A 1,348-nucleotide genomic window follows, 5' to 3' on the forward strand; every position below is an offset into this window, starting at 1 on the left:
TGAACCGCCCCGGGATGTCGGGAGGCTTCGAACCTTGGGAAGGTTGGAGTCATGCCGGGGAACACGTCCAGGAGGTACCCGCCTGAGCTGAAGGCTCGGGCGGTGCGGATGTTCGAGGAGATCCGTTCGGATCACGCCACGGACTGGGAAGCAATGGGCCAGGTCGCGCAGCTGCTCGGGGTGAGCACCGCAGAGACGGTCCGCAAGTGGGTGCGTCAGGCCCAGGTCGATCAGGGGGCCCGTCCGGGCGTGACCAGTGAGGAGTCGGCCGAGGTCAAGCGGCTTAAGCGGGAGGTGGCCGAGCTGCGCCGGGCGAACGCGATCCTGCGTTCGGCGTCGGCTTTCTTCGCGGCCGAGCTCGACCGGCCCTTCAGGTGATCGTGGAGTTCATCCGCGAGCACGCCGGCCACCGCGAGGACGGTGGGCTGCGCTGGGGTGTCGAGCCGATCTGCACGGTGCTGACCGAGCACGGGATGCCGATCGCCCCATCGACGTACTACGCCCACGTCAACCGTCAGGCGACCGCGCGTGAGCACCGGGATGCGCTGCTGTTGAAGGAGGTCCGCCGTGTTCACGCCAGCAACTACGGGGTGTACGGGGCGCGGAAGGTGTGGCTGACGCTCAACCGGGAAGGTATCCCGGTGGCCCGCTGCACGGTCGAGCGGCTGATGCGCCAGGACGGGCTGGCGGGTGCGGTCCGCGGCAAGGCCAAGCGCACCACCATCGCCGACCCCGCGGCCGAGCGGGCCAGGGACCTGGTCGGACGCGACTTCAACCCCGCCGCCCCGGACCGGCTGTGGGTCGCGGACATCACCTACGTGTCGAGCTGGAGCGGGTGGGTGTACGTCGCCTTCGTCATCGACGCCTTCGCCCGTCGCATCCTGGGCTGGCGGACCGGCACGTCGATGAGCACGCAGCTGGTCCTGGACGCCCTCGAGCAGGCCGTGTGGACCAGGGAGCGTTCGGGCGCGAGCATGGAAGCCGTTGTGGCACACACGGATCGCGGCTCTCAGTACACCTCGATCCGGTACACCGAACGCCTCGCCGAGGCTGGCATCGCGGCCTCGGTGGGTACGACGGGTGACTCCTATGACAATGCTTTGGCCGAAACGATCAACGGGTTGTACAAGACCGAGCTGATCAAGCGCCGGGGGCCGTGGCGCACTGTCGAGCACGTCGAGTACGCGACCGCCGAGTGGGTCGACTGGTTCAACCACCGCCGCCTCTACGCGTACTGCGGCGACGTCCCACCGGCCGAACTCGAAGCGGCCTACTACGCTCAAAACGAGTCCCAGCAGGAGCTGGAGCTCTCAAACCAGTAAGTCTCCGGACATCCCGGGGCGGTTCA

General features: G+C 68.0%; 1 protein-coding gene. It reads left to right on the plus strand.

All coding sequences use genetic code 11. The annotated features are described in order from the left end of the window. The first annotated feature begins 51 nt into the window (after positions 1-51). Positions 52-1,322 (plus strand): IS3 family transposase gene (locus tag ABD297_RS23530; RefSeq protein ID WP_344257588.1). Its coding sequence is split into 2 segments (ribosomal slippage): positions 52-340 and positions 340-1,322, totalling 1,272 coding nucleotides; the frame shifts between segments, so codons are not numbered across the junction. Positions 1,323-1,348 lie beyond the last annotated feature (26 nt).

Origin of the sequence: Terrabacter carboxydivorans, assembly GCF_039532035.1 — a bacterium.
Taxonomy (GTDB): Bacteria; Actinomycetota; Actinomycetes; order Actinomycetales; family Dermatophilaceae; genus Terrabacter; species Terrabacter carboxydivorans.